The organism is Alkalicoccobacillus porphyridii (genome assembly GCF_007293315.1).
In the GTDB taxonomy this organism is placed as follows: Bacteria; Bacillota; Bacilli; order Bacillales; family Bacillaceae_D; genus Alkalicoccobacillus; species Alkalicoccobacillus porphyridii.
The window spans coordinates 21,868-41,531 of record NZ_VLXZ01000003.1 but is presented as its reverse complement, the minus strand read 5'-3'; the positions used below and the strand labels follow the sequence as shown (position 1 = coordinate 41,531).

The 19,664-nt window shown below is 40.1% G+C and carries 15 protein-coding genes; 11 read left to right on the top strand and 4 right to left on the bottom strand.

The genetic code is table 11. From position 1 onward, the window contains the following. Positions 1-113: 113 nt before the first annotated feature. Entirely contained in the window at positions 114-2,030 is a 1,917-nt protein-coding gene (gene ltaS / locus FN960_RS05625; RefSeq protein WP_143847720.1) for a lipoteichoic acid synthase, read from the top strand. Positions 2,031-2,355: 325 nt separating this feature from the next. Here the strand turns inward: ltaS and FN960_RS05620 are convergent, their stop codons facing one another. Further along, positions 2,356-3,390: an acyltransferase family protein gene (locus FN960_RS05620; RefSeq protein WP_143847719.1), complete on the bottom strand. Its 1,035-nt coding sequence runs from the start codon at positions 3,388-3,390 to the stop codon at positions 2,356-2,358. A gap of 228 nt (positions 3,391-3,618) precedes the next feature. Here FN960_RS05620 and FN960_RS05615 point away from each other — a divergent pair, with 228 nt between their 5' ends. From FN960_RS05615 to FN960_RS05605, 3 genes are all read left to right on the top strand, one after another. After that, positions 3,619-6,009 (top strand): bifunctional diguanylate cyclase/phosphodiesterase, encoded by a 2,391-nt coding sequence (locus FN960_RS05615; RefSeq protein ID WP_143847718.1) that lies wholly within the window; start codon positions 3,619-3,621, stop codon positions 6,007-6,009. Positions 6,010-6,189: 180 nt separating this feature from the next. Continuing rightward, positions 6,190-6,825 (top strand): DAK2 domain-containing protein, encoded by a 636-nt coding sequence (locus tag FN960_RS05610; protein WP_185970939.1) that lies wholly within the window; start codon positions 6,190-6,192, stop codon positions 6,823-6,825. A 405-nt stretch (positions 6,826-7,230) separates the two neighbouring features. After that, complete coding sequence (locus FN960_RS05605) at positions 7,231-8,649, top strand: anion permease (RefSeq protein ID WP_143847716.1); 1,419 nt, start codon at positions 7,231-7,233, stop codon at positions 8,647-8,649. Between the two features lie 58 nt (positions 8,650-8,707). On the opposite strand, the gene FN960_RS05600 is transcribed toward FN960_RS05605, so the two are convergent. Then, entirely contained in the window at positions 8,708-9,913 is a 1,206-nt protein-coding gene (locus tag FN960_RS05600) for an MFS transporter (RefSeq protein ID WP_143847715.1), read from the bottom strand. A gap of 1,058 nt (positions 9,914-10,971) precedes the next feature. Here FN960_RS05600 and FN960_RS05595 point away from each other — a divergent pair. Continuing rightward, positions 10,972-12,183, top strand: coding sequence for an ornithine--oxo-acid transaminase (locus FN960_RS05595; RefSeq protein ID WP_143847714.1), 1,212 nt, complete (start codon positions 10,972-10,974; stop codon positions 12,181-12,183). 124 nt (positions 12,184-12,307) lie between these two features. Beyond that, complete coding sequence (locus tag FN960_RS05590; protein WP_143847713.1) at positions 12,308-12,514, top strand: helix-turn-helix domain-containing protein; 207 nt, start codon at positions 12,308-12,310, stop codon at positions 12,512-12,514. Position 12,515: 1 nt separating this feature from the next. Here the strand turns inward: FN960_RS05590 and FN960_RS05585 are convergent, their stop codons facing one another. Together FN960_RS05585 and FN960_RS05580 are read right to left on the bottom strand one after the other, a co-directional pair. Beyond that, positions 12,516-12,851 (bottom strand): helix-turn-helix domain-containing protein, encoded by a 336-nt coding sequence (locus FN960_RS05585; protein WP_143847712.1) that lies wholly within the window; start codon positions 12,849-12,851, stop codon positions 12,516-12,518. Positions 12,852-13,155: 304 nt separating this feature from the next. Then, on the bottom strand, positions 13,156-13,284 hold the full coding sequence (locus FN960_RS05580) for an anti-repressor SinI family protein (protein ID WP_143847711.1): 129 nt from the start codon (positions 13,282-13,284) through the stop codon (positions 13,156-13,158). 256 nt (positions 13,285-13,540) lie between these two features. Between FN960_RS05580 and FN960_RS05575 the strand changes: the two genes are divergently transcribed. From FN960_RS05575 to FN960_RS05555, 5 genes are all read left to right on the top strand, one after another. After that, positions 13,541-14,086 carry a cysteine hydrolase family protein gene (locus FN960_RS05575; protein ID WP_143847710.1) on the top strand — a complete coding sequence of 182 codons (546 nt, stop codon included), beginning with the start codon at positions 13,541-13,543 and terminating at the stop codon, positions 14,084-14,086. Between the two features lie 19 nt (positions 14,087-14,105). Continuing rightward, on the top strand, positions 14,106-15,785 hold the full coding sequence (locus tag FN960_RS05570) for a nicotinate phosphoribosyltransferase (protein ID WP_143847709.1): 1,680 nt from the start codon (positions 14,106-14,108) through the stop codon (positions 15,783-15,785). A 5-nt stretch (positions 15,786-15,790) separates the two neighbouring features. Next, on the top strand, positions 15,791-16,408 hold the full coding sequence (gene nadD / locus FN960_RS05565) for a nicotinate (nicotinamide) nucleotide adenylyltransferase (RefSeq protein WP_143847708.1): 618 nt from the start codon (positions 15,791-15,793) through the stop codon (positions 16,406-16,408). Between the two features lie 13 nt (positions 16,409-16,421). Continuing rightward, complete coding sequence (locus tag FN960_RS05560) at positions 16,422-16,793, top strand: PH domain-containing protein (RefSeq protein WP_143847707.1); 372 nt, start codon at positions 16,422-16,424, stop codon at positions 16,791-16,793. A gap of 779 nt (positions 16,794-17,572) precedes the next feature. Next, complete coding sequence (locus tag FN960_RS05555; protein WP_185970938.1) at positions 17,573-19,564, top strand: methyl-accepting chemotaxis protein; 1,992 nt, start codon at positions 17,573-17,575, stop codon at positions 19,562-19,564. The last annotated feature ends 100 nt before the right edge of the window (positions 19,565-19,664 follow it).

Below are 19,664 nucleotides of genomic sequence, written 5' to 3'. Positions count from 1 at the left end.
GTTATAGACATAAAAACCAAAATTTGATCCTTGCAGGATGAAGGATTTAGGTCTAGAATGCAGAACATTATATTGTGCTTTATATGGAATTTGAATGAGAAAGAAGAGATCCTATGCTTGAAAAACGACAGATCAGTAAGGGAACCTTTTTCTTGATTGCGGTTTTACTAGTATGGGTCAAAACCTATACGTCGTATAAGCTTGAATTTAATTTAGGAGTAAAAGGGTCCTTGCAAGAATTTTTGCTATTAATAAACCCACTTAGTGCAACGATTTTATTATTTGGGTTGGCTTTATTTGCTAAGGGAAAAAGAGCATGTTGGTGGATCGTCATACTAAGCATTTTAATGACGGTTACGCTGTATTCAAATATTATGTTTTACCGGTTTTTTGATGATTTTTTGACGTTACCTAACTTGCTACAGACTGATAACGTCAGTAATATGACTGATGGTATTTTTTCCACCATGTATGGCTATGATTTTTTATACTTTTTGGATGTAGCTATTTTAATCTTTCTACTTCGAAAAGTGGAGATAACCGAGGTTCGCCTGAGAAAAAGCATGGCTTCTCTAGCCATTATGGCAAGTCTGGTCATTTTTACAGTAAACCTGACACTTGCTGAAATTGATCGACCACAGCTGCTGACAAGAACCTTTGATCGGAATTATATTGTGAAGTATTTAGGGTTATATAACTATACGATCTATGATGGCATCCAAACGGCACAAATGGAATCTCAACGAGCGTATGCTAGCAGTGATGACCTTACAAATGCTAAGCACTATACCTCCTCGCATTACGCGGAGCCAAATGAAGAGCTGTTTGGTATAGCTGAAGGCAAGAACATAATTAAGATTCATTTAGAAAGCTTTCAATCCTTTCTGATTGATTATGAATTGGATGGCGAAGAGGTCACACCTTTTTTAAATCGTCTAGCGCATGGCGAGGATGACATCCAGTATTTTGATCAGTTTTTTCATCAAACGGGTCAAGGGAAAACCTCGGATGCAGAGCTCATCCTAGATAATAGTATCTTTGGTCTGCCAACGGGTGCTGCATTTGTCACCAAAGGTCAAAACACCTTTCAATCGCTACCGGCCGTTTTAAATCAGGAGAAGGGGCATACAAGTGCCGTTCTGCATGGGGATTACAAATCCTTTTGGAACCGGGATCAGATTTACAAACAGTTTGGTATTGATTATTTCTTCGATGCCTCCTCGTATCATATGGAGGATGATGCTGTGGTGAATCTGGGATTAAAGGATAAGCCGTTTTTTAAGGAATCTATTCCGATGCTAGAGTCCTTAGATCAGCCTTTTTATGCTCATCTTATTACCTTAACGAATCACTACCCATTTATCCTGGATGAAGAGGATGCGTCTTTAGCACGTGGGACAACAGGAGATAAAACGGTAGATGGCTACTTTCAGACAGCGCGGTATTTAGATGAGGCTGTTGAACAATTTTTTGATGATTTGAAGGAAGCGGGCTTGTTTGAGGATTCAGTTATTGTGTTATATGGAGATCATCAAGGAATTTCTGAAAATCATAATCGTGCGATGTCAGAGGTGCTTGATACAGAGATCACGCCTTACCAAAATGCGCAAAATCAACGAGTTCCCTTTATGATCCGTGTTCCTGGCATGGAGGGTGGAGTAAAGCACACGTTTGGTGGGGAAATTGATGTCATGCCGACGCTGCTTCATTTGCAAGGAGTAGACGCAAAGCCATATATCACCTTTGGAACAGATTTATTTTCTGATGAGCATGATGAGACTGTGGCGTTTCGTGATGGAAGCTTTGTCACACCGACGTATACAAGTGTAGCTGGCACTATGTATGATACTGCGTCTGGTGAGGTGCTTGAATCAAATCAGGAAACAGAGCGCTTAATGGAAAAAGTAAGCGAACAGCTTCAGCTCTCTGATGACGTGTTATATCAGGATTTGCTCAGATTTCATTCCATCTCAAATTTTGAACCAGTTAAGCCTAAAGAGTACTTCTACGGAACAAAGTCAACTGAATAGAAAGGCTGAACATCTCAAAAGAAGGCTAGACAAAAGTATATGAACATAAAGAAAAGACGAAGGATCCTAACTAGGATTCATCGTCTTTTCGTGTTTTCATCTTAACTAGCGTAAGGAGAACCTGAGACTCCTACGGCACAGCACGAGTCTGAAGACATTGAAGGGGTGGTTTTCCGCTTCAAGGGCTGAGGCCGTGCCCGTGGAAAGCGAGGGTTTCTCCTGTAGCGGATTTGTTGCAATGTTCGCGTTAAAAATGAAAGATTTTATGTTTTGTCTCAGCCTGCTTTGTGTGACTAATGACTCCTCTTTAAAATGCTTCACTACTTTATGCCGGTTTTACGGTGCGCTGTGATTTCTTTGGTTTTTTCTTTCCAAGAAGGAAAGGGTATTTCTTAAGAAAGATGATACATGGAACCATGAGAAGTAACGTACTCACAGTATAGAATAATGTCCAAGGAAGAGTCGTCGTTTCAGCCATCTCCATATTTAGCCCATAGTAAACAGAGGCCTTCATAAGATTTAAAGCAGGAAAATGAAGCAAAAGAATAACAATGGAATATTGTCCAAGGTAGACGAGGTAATGAAACCGAGCAAGCTTATGAGCGAGTAAAATGGTTGCTATCAACCCCGCAGTTGCGCCGATATAAAAGTACCAAATCTCCCCATAAATATTACCCCGCATATCAATTCTCTCCGTGTTTAATCCTTGTGCAATAAACGTGATGGCGTACAAAGCCGCTCCGACTATAAGGACAGAACGCCATGAATAGGACTTCCAAAGGTGTTTCGTTGCATACCCAAGACCATAAAAAACAATAGCAGTTAAGGCTACAAGAATACTCCAAGGTAAGACATTAGATGAAATAATGATAGAACTTAGGTATCCAATGAAACCACAGCCTATAAGTAAGATGGGCAACCAACGCCCTTTTGAAAGACGCTGATACAAGTAGAACAAAACCTCAACTACGAACAAGCAAGTGAGAAACCATATAGCTGGATTATACGTTAATTGATAATCTACAGGTGTAGAGATAAAGATGCCGGAAAATGGCACGATAGGATCTACTTGATCTCCCGAAGTAAAAGGGAAATGTCGAGTAACGAAAAACCAAACAATATATGTGATAAATGAAAAGATAAAGTATGGAAGTAACAATCCCCGTGCTTTTTTTAATATAAAAGTAGACGTTGGCAAGGATGAAGTCTTATAAACAATGCCAGATAAATAAAAAAACATAGGCATGTGAAACGCAAATAAAAAATTCTTAATCGAATCATGAATGGGTGCATGACTCATAACGACTAGAATGATGCCAATTCCTTTTGCGGCATCAATCCATTTAACACGATCACTCATAATATTGTGCTCCTTCTATAGATGTTGGCAAAAACTCTTATTAAGCCTACCCTCATTATTAGAACTTGAAAACCATTAGCGAGAATGATGCGAAATAATACATCTTGTTTCATTTTTTTATGGTAAAATAGGTATATAGTTGTGATCTAATGGGTCTAATTATCTGTTTTATTGAGAAATGTTATTAATTAACCTCGATTCTGTTTGACTATAGAAGGGGATTTCATAATGGAGCATTTTCACGGATCTTATAATGTGTCGCTTGTGTTATTGTCCTACCTAATTGCCACGTTAACTTCTTACTCCGCTTTGGATTTGTCTGGAAGGGTTCAATATGAACATGGAAAAGGAAAATGGCTTTGGCTTTCATTTGGGGCAGTCTCAATGGGTTTAGGAATTTGGTCTATGCACTTTGTTGGGATGCTTGCGTATTCTTTTCCGATTCCCGTTTATTATCATATTGGCATTGTCGTTCTATCCATAGTATTTGCCATTATTGCGTCCGCTATTGCGCTTTTTATTGTAGGGCTTAAAAAGCCTAATGATACGATGATATTATTCTTTGGTGGTCTGCTGATGGCCGCTGCTATTTCAGGTATGCATTATGTTGGAATGGCCGCCATGTCGCTTGAGATCACCTATGACTGGGGAACGGTTGCCCTATCAGTAGCAATCGCAGCGTTAGCCTCCTTTGCTGCCTTATGGCTATTATTAGAATTGAAAGCAACACAATCACCTAACGCAGTGCTCTACAAAATAGGAAGCGGATTAATTATGGCTGTTGCTATTACAGGCATGCATTACACCGGTATGGCAGCAGCCACATTTACTCTTTATACAGTTCATTCGCAAAGTGAAGGGTTAATCAATCCACAAAGATTTGCTTTTTGGATTGCTGCAGCCACGTTCATTTCCTTTTGCTTAACGATGGCTGGTATCTATCTAAATAAACGCTTTAACGAAAAAAATACTGATATTGAGCGGCAAGAGCGTTGGTATCGTTCGCTATATGATCACAATAATGACGGAATTCTTTCGGTGAACCAAGAAGGACGCATCTTGCGTGTGAACCCATCTGTTGAACAGATTACAGGTATGCCAGAGAGCCGGTTTCTAAATAAGACCATTCATGAATTGGGTTTATTTAAAGACTTTCAACCATTTAATCGCAAAAGCTACGAGACGAGTTTTGTCAGACCGGACGGCGCTCGTATAGATGTGAAGGTAATGCATCTACCAGTCATTATTGCTGAAAAAGTAGCTGGCATACATATTATGATGCGGGATATATCATTTGAAAAGCAGTCAACTAAACAAATTGAACATTTAGCGTATCATGACGAATTAACAGGTCTGCCAAACAGACGGAAATTTAATGAATTGATGAAAGATACTATTCAATATTGTGAGTCTACCAAGCAATCCTTTGCCATATTAGCGTTGGACATTGATCGATTTAAAATGATAAATGATTCACTCGGGCATATGTATGGGGATCTATTTTTAAAGAAAGTTAGTAAGAGAATTAGCCAGTCCACTAAAAATGAGGACATCACCCTTGCAAGATTTGGCGGAGATGAATTTGTAATCATATATAGAAATTATCAAAATAGAAAATCAGTAGCCACATTTGCTGAGCATATTGTAGAGGTCATTCAAAAGCCATTTCATCTAAAGGAGCACGACTTATACATTTCAGCAAGTATCGGTCTAGCGGTATACCCAGATGATGGAGATCAGCCTGATGAACTGCTTAGAAATGCGGATATTGCCATGTATGAAGTGAAAAAGAACGTAAAAAATGGATACCGTTTTTATGCAAAAGACTTTAATACACAAATCGAAGAGAAGTTAGAGTTAGAATCAGATTTAAGAAAAGGGATAGCTAACAATGAATTAATTCTCCATTATCAACCTAAGTTTTCAGTGGACGGGCAGACGGTGTCTGGGGTGGAAGCACTTGTAAGATGGGAGCATCCAGATAAAGGCCTGCTTGCTCCAGGTGTTTTCCTTCCAGTTGCTGAGGAGACTGGGCTTATCTTTGAAATTGGAACATGGGTTTTAAAAAAGGCTTGCCAGCAAATGAAAATATGGCAGGAGGAAGGCGGATTTCGTGTTCCTATAGCAGTTAACCTTTCATCTCAACAATTTCATGAGTCGGACTTTGACCAACATATTCAATATGTCCTTCATGAAACAGGTTTAGAGGCGAAGTATTTAGAACTAGAGATTACAGAAGGTATGATGATGGATGCTGAAACGTCAACGGTTACCTTACAGAAGCTAAGTGATCTTGGTGTGAAAATTAGCCTTGATGATTTTGGGACAGGTTATAGTTCTTTGAGTTATTTAAAGCAATTTCCTATCACTCGCCTGAAAATTGATCGATCTTTTATTAACGATATTACAAGGAATGATCACGATCGAGCCATTGTATCAACCATCATTTCTATGGCTAAACACCTTAAGATGAATGTTACCGCTGAAGGTATTGAGACAAAGGATCAGTTAGATTTTCTTATGCAAAACAAATCGATGGAAATTCAGGGATACTATTTTAGTAAACCGCTTCCTGCTAATGAGGTAGAGGCGCTTTATTTGAATAAGGCAGCTATATAAAGGTAAGAAACATAGTAAAAAAGTGGGTAATGTCATCGATGACGTTACCCACTTTTTTCTTTAGCGTAAAGGTCACCCAAAAGTGTAGCCCTATCTCTTACGTTTAAAGATGGATGATTTAATAAATAGAGAAAGGGTATTGATTACTTAAGAATATTTAAATGTCGGGGGATGATCATTATGCCTGAGATTACAGCTGAACTAGTAGAAAGATGGATAAAAAACTGCGTACAGAAACTAAAGCAGGATGAAGAATATCTTTCCACGCTTGACCATTATGTAGGAGATGGAGACCATGGTCAGAACGTGATTGGTGCATTTCGTCAACTAGAGTCTAATTGGCCAAACGAGGTGACGTCGCTTGGCTCTATATTTAACTATGTAGGTTCAGTCCTTCAAAAGGAAACAGAATCAGCGGCGGTCCATCTCTACGGGGAAGCTTTCCTTGAGATGTCAAAAGAGCTACATGGCAACGACGTAACGATTAAACAGTTTGGAGCAGGGCTGCAAACCGCTGTCGTGAAGATGAAGCAAATTGGAGATACGAAGCGTGGAGACAAAACATTAATTGATGTGTGGGCTTCAGTAGCAGATGCAGTTGAGAAGCAAACCCATCCTAACTATCTAGTGTTCGAAGATGCTGCGAAGAGTGCGTTAAAAACCTCAAAATATTTAACGGCACAAAAAGGGGAAGCAGCAAAGCGAGGCAATAAATCAATTGGATTCTTAGACCCAGGTGTTGTTTCAAGTTACTATCTATTTCAAGCATTAACAAATGTCTTAACAGAGGCCGAAAAGGACTCCATCAAGAATTAATACCCAAAATTAAAAATGCATGCCCCTATCCGAACATGACTGAAAAAAGTATGTTCGGATTTTTGTGTAGGTTTATGATGTTGTTGAATTCTATGGTTCTACCTACGGTTAATGTAGAGGAATTGAGCTAAACAAGTCCCTTTCCCATCACTAGCGGACGTAATTTGAGGGCTGACACCTGCGGGATGAAAAGGAGGTCACTGAAAAATTATCTTTTTAAGACTGCGAAATTTCTTAAATTGTTTAAGTCAGAACGTTAGCGGAAGGGGAACCCTGTAGCGGCGCCGTAGAGCCAGAATGATAGAAACAGCCATTCTTTTTATGTTTGCCAAAACCAATGTATGAAGAACAGTATGTATCACAAACTATTAGGAAGTATTAGACAAGAATTAATGGAGTGAAGATATGAAGACGACCACTGAGGTGCGTTACCTGCGCTTACTCATCATTATCCTAATAGGAGTAGTAGTCTGGTTTATGCCTGTTCCAAGCGGACTAGACCCAATAGCCTGGCAGCTATTTGCTATTTTTGTAGCTACGATCACTGGATTAATTATTAAACCATTGCCCATGGGCAGTGTGGCTATCTTAGGATTAACAGCTGTGGTCATTACAGGAACATTGGAAATGGGAGAGGCGTTAAGTGGATTTCAGAACAGTACAATATGGCTCATTGTCATAGCTTTTTTTATCTCAAGAGGGTTCATTAAAACAGGACTTGGTGCTAGAATTGCTTATTTTTTTGTTCGATTATTTGGGAGAAAAACACTCGGTCTCTCCTATTCATTAATTGTTAGTGATTTAATGCTAGCTCCAGCCATGCCGTCTAACACGGCAAGAGCAGGTGGAATCATTATGCCCATTGTTCGTTCCCTTTCTGAAGCATATGGGTCAAAGCCTGACAATGGAACAGAATGGAAAGTAGGATCTTTCCTCATTACTTCCTCCTTTCAAGGTGACATGATTACTTCTGCAATGTTTCTTACGGCAATGGCAGCAAACCCTTTGGCTGCTCAAATTGCTTTTAATATCACAGGACAAGAGATTACATGGACGGGGTGGATGCTGGCAGCCATTGTTCCTGGAATTGTAAGCTTATTATTAATTCCGGTAGTGATTTATAAGCTTTACCCCCCAGAGGTCAAAGAAACGCCTGGGGCACCTGCATTGGCGATGGAAAAGCTGCAGGAGATGGGAGCACTCAAGCGAGATGAGTGGTTTATGATTGCCGTATTTATTCTACTCTTAACTCTATGGATGACTGGATCGTACATAAGGATTGATGCAACGGCAGCTGCTTTTATTGGTCTGGTGACATTACTCGTAACCAACGTATTGTCATGGTCGGATATCAAAAAGGAAGAGGGAGCTTGGGATACGCTAGTTTGGTTTTCGGTTTTAGTCATGATGGCTGAATATCTAAACAGCTTAGGCATGATCCCATGGTTTAGTGAAATGATGCAGGGCACTGTTCAAGGGTTAGGGTGGACATATACCCTTGTCATTCTCGCCATTGTTTACTTTTACTCTCATTACTTTTTTGCGAGCAATACAGCCCATGTAAGTGCCATGTATGCCGCTTTCCTGTCAGTCATTGTCGCAGCAGGAGCGCCACCTTTATTATCAGCGTTGTTACTCGGGTTCTTTAGCAACTTATTTGGTTGTACGACGCATTATGGGAGTGGTCCAGCCCCTGTATTCTTTGGTACGGGTTATGTGACGCAACAGAAGTGGTGGTCACTCGGTTTTATCATTTCGATTATTCATATCACAGTGTGGATTGGTATTGGCGGACTATGGTGGAAGCTGCTTGGATTATGGTAGGAGATTGAGGTTAGCAGGTGTTGACCTAAGGGACAAAGCCACTTAGGTCAATGCTTTTTTATGCTGGGCTGGTACTTTTTACTTTAGTCTTGAGTAATAAAGGCATAGCGATTAATGCGAGAATAGCGCCGAACCAGAACGTTTCACGTAAGCCAAAAGATTGAGCGATAGCACCAGCAATCAGTGGGCCAAGAAATATTCCCAACGCGTAAAAGGATTGATAAAACCCCATAACCGAGGTTCGAATGGATTGTACTGGAAGGGACGCGATTTTTCCAAGAAGTAATGGGAGAAATAGACCCAGGGTCAAACCAATAACTGCATGAACCATACTCAATGTAATCAATGTTTGAGTAAACGGTAAGACAAACATACATCCTGCTGTCACAAGGAGAGACCCAACCAATATCAATTGAATCTGGGACTCCTTTAAGCTAATAAAGGCAAGCCCTAATGAAGCAATGGCATGTGGGATAAAAAATGCGGTCACGATCCAAAAGAGACTGCCTTCATCCACTCCAATTCTAGAGGCATATAGTGGTGTAAATCCAAATATAGTGATAAATAGTATGCCATGACCAATCATTGATAGGGCAGTAATCGATATTAAGGATGGTACTTGTAACGTTCGCTTGATATAATCCGCTACACGAGGTTTTACCTCGGTAGTTGTTCTTTCTACTGGAAGGTCTTTAATAAATAGTGCCAAAAACATACCACAGAGCGAGGCAGCCACAGCCACCCAAAAAGGCAAATTCCATCCGAAGCCCTGAACGAGAAAGCCGGCTATTGCCATGCTTATAAACTGAGGCATCACCGTTAGAAACTGGAGCGTCCCCATTGCTCGAGATGATTGTGAACGCAAAAAATACTGAGCATAAATAACTGTAGCCATCACCCACATAGAAGCTGTGATTCCTGCAAGAAGACGGGCGATCAGGATGGCAGTAAAGGAATCTAAATACACAAACATGATGCCACTTATTGCAGCTACCCCAAATCCACCTATGTAAAGCTGTTTACGTATTCGTTGCAGCATATCTGAAAGAATTCCTAACGGGAAACGAATGAGCACCTGTGTGACCCCGTAACTACCAAGAATAATTCCAATGGCAGCGTAACTGAAATTTCTCTGCTCTAAATAGAGACTGAAGGTAGGGACATAGATATATGTAGCAAACCAAAAAAAGAAAACGGTAGATAGAAAAAGGATATGATCCTTTATTGTAATTGTAGTTTCTGCCTCTTGTAGAACACGTGCCATCGTTGGAGCTCCCCCTAGATTAAAAAAGACATTCCTATTTAACCTATTACAAGTCTACAATGCTTGCAAGCTTTTCTTCACTTGGAAAAGTACCTATGATTGTAAAGATAATGATTCTGAGACCTATCTAATCAAGTGGACGAAAATGGAGGCTGACACTTGGGGGAGAAAAAGGAAGTTGTTGAAAATGTCATCTAGAAATGAGCTCGGAGCACCGCTACAGGAGAAATCTTCGCTTTCCTAGGGCACGGCCTCAGCCATTGAAGGAGAAGATCACTCCTTCAATGTCTTCAGACTCGTGCTGGTCCCTTAGGAGTCTTCGATTTCTCCTTCCGCTCATGTTACCGATTAGACAAATGCTCAAACACTTTTATCTGAGGCAATGAGGGCTGTTTTTTGTTTAGAAGTAGATCGCTATCATTCAGTGGCACCCTACTTTTTCCGCTTGTTAGTAGGCATCGGTATGACTATTAAAAAAATGGATTTGAACAGCAATAATAGAGAGGAAAAGTCCTGATTATTGTTTAAATGTTGATGATAGTATTCATCTAAACAAGCGGACAAAAAATGGAGGGCCAACACCTGTGGGATGAAAAGGAGGTCACTGAAAAACGATCTTTATAAGACTGCGAAATTTCTTCAACTGTTTAAGTCCGAACGTTAGCGGAAGGAGAACCCGTAGACTCCTGCGGAACAGAACGCGTCTGAAGACATCGAAGTGGTGGTTTTCCACTTCGAGGGCTGAGGCCGTTCCCGCGGAAAGCGTAGGGTTCCCCTGTAGCGGCGCCATTCAGCTCATTCTTACATGACTTTTTCAGTAGCTTCGAAAAAAAGTTCATTGAGATAAGATGGCATCGCCCGTTAGCTCAGGTACTCCTGCGGTAAGCATACCCCCATTTTCGGGAGCGACATCCGAAGAAACAAAACATGTCCTTACCCTTTCTTTTTACATCGATATCAATTACACATAAGCATGAACTCTATCCTTCACTTGCCGACTTCTTACTACCAATCGTACAATGAAGTTGCAGGACCATTTCGGTTGAGGAGGTTTTTTGATGGAAGGTACAGATCACATTATTAAACAAACTGAACAATTTGGTGCAAGGAATTATCATCCGCTCCCCATCGTGTTATCAAAAGGAGAAGGGGTGTGGGTATGGGATCCGGAGGGTACAAAGTATCTAGATATGTTAAGTGCCTACTCGGCGCTTAATCAGGGGCATTGCCATCCCGTAATTATTAAGGCGCTTAAGGAACAGGCTGAGCGGATTACACTAACGTCTAGAGCATTCCATAATGATCAGCTAGGAATTTTTTATGAAAAAGTGGCAGTGCTAACAAATAAAAATATGGTGTTGCCTATGAATACTGGGGCTGAAGCTGTAGAGACAGCTGTAAAAGCAGCGAGAAAATGGGCGTATGAAAGCAAGGGCGTACCAATCAATCAGGCCGAAATCATTGTCTGCGAAAATAATTTTCATGGACGCACAATGACAGCAGTCTCGCTTTCCTCAAATGAAGAATATAAGCGTGGGTTCGGTCCAATGCTAACTGGGATCAAAATTGTGCCTTATGGAGATATTGAGGCATTAAAGAAAGCAATAACTACAAATACGGCTGCTTTTCTTGTTGAGCCTATTCAGGGAGAGGCAGGTGTTATCCTGCCGCCCCATGGATATTTAGCAGAGGCCGCAAATCTGTGTAAACAGGAACAGGTGTTATTTATTGCTGATGAAATACAGTCTGGACTCGGTCGTTCTGGAAAAGTCTTTGCCTGTGATTGGGAGCGTGTAGTACCCGACATGTATATTTTAGGTAAGGCTTTAGGTGGTGGAGTCATGCCTATCTCTGCGGTAGTAAGCAACGAAGACATATTAGGGGTGTTTGCGCCTGGTTCGCATGGATCCACTTTTGGTGGGAATCCACTCGCTTGTGCAGTGTCTATTGCTTCATTACAAGTTATTGAAGATGAGAAGTTGGTAGAGAATTCATTCACACTTGGAGAATACTTTATGTCTAAACTTCGGACCTTAGATCATCCAATCATTCATGAGGTTAGAGGAAGAGGTTTGTTTATAGGCGTGGAGTTAACAGAGCCAGCAAGACCCTATTGCGAGAAATTAAAGGAAAAAGGATTGCTTTGCAAAGAAACACATGAAAATGTCATTCGATTAGCTCCTCCTTTACTGATTACAAAAGAAGAAATTGATTGGGCTTTTGAACGTCTAAAGTCAATATTTAACGAATCTAACGAACTTTTAAACTAGACATCATTAGAGAAATTTGTTCTTTATTACGGAAAATAAGTTGCGGGCGCCTAAAGGTGTCCGTATAATATTCAGTATCGCGTTCTTATTAAAGAACAAATCAGAGAGTAAGGAGAGTTAGAAGATGGATGGAAAGAAAATAAGAATGTTAAGAAAGGAAAGGGGAATGACATTAAATCAGCTGGCAGATCAATCAGGGGTGTCGAAATCATATATTAGCTACGTAGAAAGAGGTATACAAAAAAATCCAAGCGTTGAAATTTTATCAAAACTCGCTAATGCTATGGACATCCCTTTTATTGAGTTGATACGACACATAGATAGGCAATAACTTACTGTTGTTTTGATTGATCTTTACGCCAACGGTTAAATTCTAGAAATTCTCGGAACTGATCCTGACTTATGCCAGACGCTTTGGCTTCTCTTACTAATTCCAACCATTCATTATCAAGATCACTATGTTCAGTCGCTGATTTTTCGTAAAGTAATGTTTCAATTGGTACATTTAAGATAACTGATATTTTTTCTAAGAAGTGTATAGATGGGTTAGATTGAATATTACGTTCAATAGAGCTTAAGTATGATTTGGCAACTCCTGCATTTTCTGCCAATTCCGAAAGGGAAAGGCCCTTTGCTAGCCTGCATTTTTTTACTTGATTTCCAATCATAATAGGTACCTCACTTATATCTTTGACTAGTCGCTATTATACCAGTACATCAATTGTTCTGTAAATAGAACATTAGGGTAAAAGCCTGATACGACAGCCATTATTATAGTATTTTCCCAATTTGCAATTTTTATAATAAAAAATTCTGAAAAAGACATTAGACACGGGTATAAAGATCTACGAAAAGAGTAAAAAGTTAATCTAGTACATATGACTAGATTAATAACTCAACAAGGACTTCGAATGTATGAAATCCTTGATGTAGTATGTGAATGTCAGCTTCAAATAAATAATTGCATAAAAACTACTCGTCTTCTTTTGCCTCACTAATAAACCTCCTGACTTCATCAATTGTAAGGCCAAGCTCTCTCGCCTCCATCACTAAGTGTAACCATTCATGATCATTATTATCACAAATTACAAACACCTCCATTTAATCAATGAGTTACAAGGGAAATATTGTAGGTTATAACGTTCATTATATAGAACGATTATTGTCTTTAAAGAGAACAAAAGCTAAAGAATTCTTAATGTAGCAACCTATTAATTTCCTAAGCAACAATTGGAAAGCATTCAATGACAACATTACGTATAGGTAAATGAAGAATTAGAAAGCCATTGCACGATAGAAGCGGTGAGTCTAAGATAGTTAATAAGAGGAAAAAATAAGATGGAAATGGGGATAAACAATGAAAGCACTAATCAATATTGATTATACAAACGATTTTATTGCTGAAGAAGGTGCCTTATCAGTGGGAGAACCTGGGCGCGCGATTGAAAGTGAAGTTGTTAAGGTTACAAAACAATTTGTTGATAATGGTGACTTTGTTGTGTTTGCCGTAGATGTTCATGATAAAGAGGACCCGTACCATCCGGAAAACAGCCTATTTCCACCTCATAATCTTCGAAACACAGAAGGACGTCATTTGTATGGGGCCCTTGGAGAGTATTATAATGAAGTGAAAGAGAATCCACAGGTATATTTTATGGACAAAACAAGGTATTCGGCGTTTGTGGGCACTGATTTAGACATTAAGCTTCGCGAGCGTGGTATTACAGAAGTCCATTTAATTGGAGATGTGACAGATATCTGTGTGCTACATACAGCCATTTATGCTTATTCGCTTCAATACAAAATTGTCATTCATCAACAAGCAGTTGCAAGCTTTAATCAAGCTGGCCACGAATGGGCGCTTGAGCATTTTCAACAATCTTTAGGGGCTACTATTCGTTAATAAAAAAGGAGTTACACTCATGTCATCGAAAGAAACCATTTTTGATTATATCGATTCTAAGGAATATAGACATGTGTATGTCTGCAATCATTGTAAACATCCGATGTTTGCTAAGGATAATAAGAGCATAGTGGAATGTTTGAATTGTAAGCAGGACGAAGGCTTTCAAATCGTTCCGTTCTACAATCCTTCACAGGACTATGCACTTGATGCCGATTATTATGCCATCACGATGATGTACGCTCTGTGGAAACAGAATGTTCATAAAAACAATGTCGTGTATGATGACTTTTACCGTAAACCACCTTTCATACGTGGCGTAGGTGATTATCGTGGGGAGCTCGGTGGATATGTTGCATTTGGAGGATTAGATCATCTCATTGAAATCCTTTCAAATCTTTACTTTAATGATAACGATATTGATTATTTAAGAAATCAACCTGAGTCATTTGATGAAGCCTTCTTAGAAGACTTAAAAACACTACGATTTAGTGGAGATCTTTATTCTGTTCAAGAAGGGAATTTAATATTTCCAAACACACCATGTGTAAGAATAGAAGCCCCAGTATGGGAGTGTATTTGGATTGAAGCCATGTTGCTTAACACGATTAACGCGGAGTCATTGCTTTTAACCAAAGGGTCACGCCTTGTTACCGTCACCGAGGGAGATGTGTTACTTGAGATGGGGAAACGACGGGCTCAGGGAAGAGATTCAAGTGTAAATGGAGCCAAGATGGCTTATATTGCAGGCTTTCAAGCAACAAGTAATGTGAAAGCTGGGAAAGATCTTGATATACCTATTACTGGGACGATGGCCCATGTATATATAATGTTTCATGAGAGTGAATACGAAGCGTTTAAAACATATGCAGATACATTTCCACAGAAAGTCGTGCTATTGCTTGATACGACAGATACGCTTGGCAGTGGTCTGCCTAATGCGATTCGAATTGCTAAAGAGATGGAGCAAAGAGGGCAGAAGCTTGCTGCAGTGAGATTAGATAGTGGTGACCTCGCCTACCTTTCAAAAAAAGTTCGAAAACACTTAGATGAAGAAGGTTTAAACTATGTGAAGATCTCTGCGACGAATGACCTTGATGAATACACGATTGCTTCATTAAAGCAGCAGGGAGCTAAAATTGATATCTGGGGAGTGGGGACGAAATTCATCACAGCGTACGACAACCCTGCCCTCGGAGGCGTACACAAGATCGTTGCACGAAGTCCATTTGACCATGAATTGGAGACCAATGGTGGAAGCTTAAAGAAAGATGATTGGATTTCGCTGATTAAGATCTCTGAAAGCATCGATAAGGTACTCAACCCTGGACGCAAAAAGGTATATCGCCTATACGATCAGAATCATATGGCAAAAGGAGATTATATTTGTTTGGAGCACGAGCAGCTGGAGGGCAAAGAAGAATTGGTTCTAAAGCATCCTACAAATCCGCTTAAATCAAAAACAATCCGTAACTTTACATATGAGGAACTTCATAAAAAAATCTTTGATGCGGGTCAGCTCGTATATGATCAGCCATCTATGCAAGAGCTGAGGGACTATCATCAGTCGGCTAAAAAAACATTCTGGGAGGAATATCTTCGTTTAGAAGTTCCTGAAGTTTATCCAGTCGCACTATCAGATGAGCTAAGAGAGTTAAAGGAGAATATGATCGCCGGCAAAAATCCAACTGAGAGGTGAAATAAGTGAAAATTGGTGTGTATGGCTCTTCCTTTGATCCAGTTACAAATGTACATTTATGGACGGCTTCTACTATCTTCCACCGTAAGAAGTTAGATAAAGTATTATTTCTTCCTTCTTCAAATAAAAGACGTGATAAAAACTTAAACATTTGTGACCATCATCGGATTGAGATGGTGAAGCTAGCCATTAAGGATGATCCCAGATTTGAACTGTCAACGGAAGAGATCTATGCACCTTTGGGCAGACAATACACTTATTTCACTATGCAAATATTAAAAGAAACATATCCAAATGATGAGCTATTTTTTGTAATGGGAGCAGATTTGCTCGAAAATATTGGTCAGGGAAGCTGGGTCCAAGGGGACAAACTGCTTGAGGAAAATCAGTTTATCGTCATGGCACGAGATGGGATCGATATGCTAAAGACGATTGCCCAGTCGCCTATCCTTCGAAACGTAGACGATGGTCGCTTTCAATTAGTTGATAAAGGGTTAGCCATGGAAATAAGCTCCACGTATATTCGTGAAGAATTTAGCAGAGGTGGAGAACCTCGGTATCTCCTCCCTGAAAGCTGCTACCAATATATTAAAGAGCATCGTCTATATCAAGAAATAGAGTAAACGGAGGGATGTCATGACTTTTTGGAAAAATGCAGATAACCGTAATGATCACCGAGAAAAGGTAGAGGAATTTCTGCTACCTGGTGAAAGGCTGTTACAAACGTATGGTTTGTTAATAGACTTTGTTGCTTTAACAGATCAACGAATCATTTTTGTTGGCAGATCCTTTGTTTCAAAATCCTCGGAGGTCGTATCCATTCCCTATCAGAAGATTGAAGAGGTCGCCCTGTTAAAGGACCGACGTATAGCCATTACAAATCCAGTTCGGATTAGTACAAGATCCAGAAGCCATCAATTAAACCTAGTAAAGGGTAGTGACTCGCTAGGATTTTATAACCAGCTCGTCAAGCACATGTTAAACGCATCATCCAGATCAGAATTTTAAGCAGTGGGTAAAGTCATCAATGACTTTACCCACTATTTTTTGTGATGAGAATCGAAAAGCTTATGCAGAATGACAACTGAGTTATTGAACGCGGTAGATTTAGCAAGAAGCAGGAGCTCATAGCAAGAGAAAAAGTCTGCATACCAAGAGAAGCGGTAGATTTAGCAAGAAGCAAGAGCTCTTAGCAAGAGAAAAAGCCTGAATACCAAGAGGAGCGGAGATTTAGCAAGAAGCAGAAGCTCATAGCAAGAGAAAAAGTCTGCATACCAAGAGAAGCGGTAGGTATAGCAAGAAGCAAGAGCTCATAGCAAGAGAAATACCAAGAGAAGCAGGTGATTTAATAAGAAGCAGAAGCTCATAGCAAGAAAAAAAGCCTGAATACCAAGAGAAGCGGTAGGTATAGCAAGAAGCAAGAGCTCATAGCAAGAGAAAAGGCCTGAATACCAAGAGGAGCGAAGATTTAGCAAGAAGCAAGAGCTCATAGCAAAAAGAACAAGTCTGATTCCTGTTGTGATGCAAATGAGCACAGTTTAAATAAATTTTTCAGCGAACTCAATGAAAAGGTTCATCGAGTTAAGATGGCAGAGCCAGATTGACTCACTCCCGCGGTAAGTGGATCCCTATTTTGGGAGCGACGGACGAAGAAACGAATCACGAGACCTCTCTATCCCATTTATAAATCTAAAAATTTATAAATTTTTCTAAGTAAGATTAACTTTTCCTTCAAGGTTGCCGATATAAGGATGATGGATACCTTGGCATAGATGGAGGAATGGTCAATGAAAAACAAACCAAAAAAGAGTAATCGCTATAAACGAGGAATGAGCTTACGAGCGAAATTAATCGCTTCGTTTTTGTTTATTTTGATTGTGCCTACATCAGTCATTGGATTCTTTGCTTACGATAGCGCAAGGAATAACACAGAGTCTTTAATTAAACAGGAAGCAGATGAAAGCATTGAAACATTAAATCAAACCATAAACCAATATATTAAATCACAAGAAGAAAATTTGGACCTATTAGCGAATGTGTTATCCGACACGTTAGAGGATCAAGCGGTCGATACCTTTATTGAACAATTTTATATCTCGCAGGAAAATGTTGGGCAAGCATTAATAGGGACAGATTCTGGTACCTTTATCTACCATCCTTCTACCTATGATTATCCTGAATCATTTGATGTCAGAGAACGTACTTGGTATCAGCAAGCAAAGTTAAATGCCGGAGAGATATTTGTATCAGCGCCTTATGCCTCTATGGCTACAGGGAATATGTCGATTACGCTCTCTAGAGCTTTAGATGATGGCAGTGGGGTTGTAGCTGTTGACTTAGAATTAGATGACCTCACCCGTATGCTAGAATCAATCACTGTCGGTAAAGAAGGCTACATGTTTTTGCTTGATCGAAACCAGAGCTTTATTTCACATCCAACTCAGGAAGCGGGTACAGTGGCGCAGGACGACTTCTTTGCAAGGATGTACCAGGATGATGCAGGTCAGTTTGAATATATCTTTGAATCTGAAGACAAATATATGTCCTATCTCACAAACGACGTAACAGGCTGGAAGGTCGCTGGAACCATGTTCTCAGATGAAGTGTCTGAGGCAGTGAACCCTATATTTTGGCACACGTTGATCGTGATGGGGAGTACTCTTATAGTAGGGATGATCTTAATTATTGCAGTTATTCGATCCATTACAAAACCAATTCATACGTTGGTAAAGGTAGCCGGCATCATGGGCACAGGAGACCTAAGCGAACATCCTGAGCTACGGCAAAATCGAAAAGACGAAATGGGTCAGCTTGCTTCAGCCTTTGAGCAGATGAGAGTGTCTTTTCTCGATCTATTACAAGGTGTTCTAGAAAAATCAACTCAAGTAGCAGCAGCATCGGAGCAGCTACTAGCCAGTTCAGAACAGAACACAAAAGCAACAGAACAGATCACTACTGTCGTTCAAGAGGTTGTATCAACAACTGAGGCTCAAGGGCAAGCAATGGAGAACAGTTCACACAAGGCTACGCATCTATCAGCATCAATCGATGAGATCGAGCAACATTCTGCAGTAACCTCAACCACCGCTGGAAAGGTGCAAACTGCTGTCATGGCTGGAAGCAGGGCAGTTGAATCGAGTATGGAGCAAATGAATACCATTCAAGAAACAAGCTCCGTGGTATCACAGAGAATGAATCAGCTTGGGGAAAGCTCAAGGGAGATTAACCAGGTCACAAATGTAATTAAGGATATTGCCGAACAGACGAATCTCCTTGCACTGAATGCCTCAATCGAAGCAGCCAGAGCAGGTGAAACAGGTAAGGGTTTTGCTGTTGTCGCAGAGGAAGTAAGAAAGCTTGCAGAGCAATCGGCTGCTGCCAATAATCAGATTAAAACCATCATCCTAAAGATTCAAGATCAAGTGGAGTTAGCTTCTCATGCAATGAATGTTGGTGGGGTTGAAGTAGAAAAGGGAATTCAGGTTGCAAAGCAGGCAGATCATTCATTTGATCAGATTGATGAGTATATGAGCGACATGCTCTCAAAAATTAACCATGTTAAGACAGAATCTATGCAAATTTCATCGGATGCGAGACAATTTGTCGACGTATTTAAAGAAGTCTCTGCGAGTGCGGCAGAAACCTCATCAGAGATGCAGAGCGTGTCTGCTTCAACTGAAGAACAACTGGCTTCAATGGAAGAAATCTCAAGCTCTGCAGAAAGTCTCACAAGACTCTCTGAGGAACTCCAGGAGCTTGTGCAAGTCTTTAAATGGTAACCATGTACTGACAATTAAGTCTAATGGATGTTTAAATAAGCTCGTCTCTTTGATGTATAAGAGAACGAGCTTATTCCTGTTTCCTGTTTTCCCAAGAAGT

Bases quoted from the DNA above. Each gene is read 5' to 3' on its own strand.
- ltaS (WP_143847720.1), top strand. From the start codon at position 114: ATGCTTGAAAAACGACAGATCAGTAAGGGAACCTTTTTCTTGATTGCG.
- FN960_RS05620 (WP_143847719.1), bottom strand. From the start codon at position 3,390: ATGAGTGATCGTGTTAAATGGATTGATGCCGCAAAAGGAATTGGCATC.
- FN960_RS05615 (WP_143847718.1), top strand. From the start codon at position 3,619: ATGGAGCATTTTCACGGATCTTATAATGTGTCGCTTGTGTTATTGTCC.
- FN960_RS05610 (WP_185970939.1), top strand. From the start codon at position 6,190: ATGCCTGAGATTACAGCTGAACTAGTAGAAAGATGGATAAAAAACTGC.
- FN960_RS05605 (WP_143847716.1), top strand. From the start codon at position 7,231: ATGAAGACGACCACTGAGGTGCGTTACCTGCGCTTACTCATCATTATC.
- FN960_RS05600 (WP_143847715.1), bottom strand. From the start codon at position 9,913: ATGGCACGTGTTCTACAAGAGGCAGAAACTACAATTACAATAAAGGAT.
- FN960_RS05595 (WP_143847714.1), top strand. From the start codon at position 10,972: ATGGAAGGTACAGATCACATTATTAAACAAACTGAACAATTTGGTGCA.
- FN960_RS05590 (WP_143847713.1), top strand. From the start codon at position 12,308: ATGGATGGAAAGAAAATAAGAATGTTAAGAAAGGAAAGGGGAATGACA.
- FN960_RS05585 (WP_143847712.1), bottom strand. From the start codon at position 12,851: ATGATTGGAAATCAAGTAAAAAAATGCAGGCTAGCAAAGGGCCTTTCC.
- FN960_RS05580 (WP_143847711.1), bottom strand. From the start codon at position 13,284: ATGGAGGTGTTTGTAATTTGTGATAATAATGATCATGAATGGTTACAC.
- FN960_RS05575 (WP_143847710.1), top strand. From the start codon at position 13,541: ATGAAAGCACTAATCAATATTGATTATACAAACGATTTTATTGCTGAA.
- FN960_RS05570 (WP_143847709.1), top strand. From the start codon at position 14,106: ATGTCATCGAAAGAAACCATTTTTGATTATATCGATTCTAAGGAATAT.
- FN960_RS05560 (WP_143847707.1), top strand. From the start codon at position 16,422: ATGACTTTTTGGAAAAATGCAGATAACCGTAATGATCACCGAGAAAAG.
- FN960_RS05555 (WP_185970938.1), top strand. From the start codon at position 17,573: ATGAAAAACAAACCAAAAAAGAGTAATCGCTATAAACGAGGAATGAGC.